Annotated in this window: 1 pseudogene; it reads left to right on the top strand. The window is 59.8% G+C overall.

The features are described 5' to 3' along the window. A pseudogene (locus HMPREF3048_RS12325) lies at positions 1-256 on the top strand (HNH endonuclease); the annotation flags it as partial.

The raw sequence follows: 256 nt of genomic DNA, 5'->3' as shown, positions 1-256 counted from the left end.
GGCATGAATTCGTTCGAGGTGTTAGTGCAGGCGATGTCGGCCGCAGCGTTAGAGACGCTGGCTGATTTCGACCTTGATGTTGCACTCGCCTCGGGCTTTGCACCGGATCGTGCGCGTGCCTGGTCGCGGCTGCGGGATGTGTACTTCGGGCGCACCAAGTTCACGCGCAAACAGAAGACAGCAAGTTCTTTAGCGCGAGGTTTCTCCCTCGACGAGCTGGCGCTGATCGAGCGGCGTATCGCACCGGTCAAGGATA

Origin of the sequence: Corynebacterium sp. HMSC075D04, from assembly GCF_001815635.1 — a bacterium.
Taxonomy (GTDB): Bacteria; Actinomycetota; Actinomycetes; order Mycobacteriales; family Mycobacteriaceae; genus Corynebacterium; species Corynebacterium coyleae.
The sequence above is the reverse complement of the archived record's forward strand: the minus strand, read 5'-3'. Positions and strand labels throughout refer to the sequence as shown.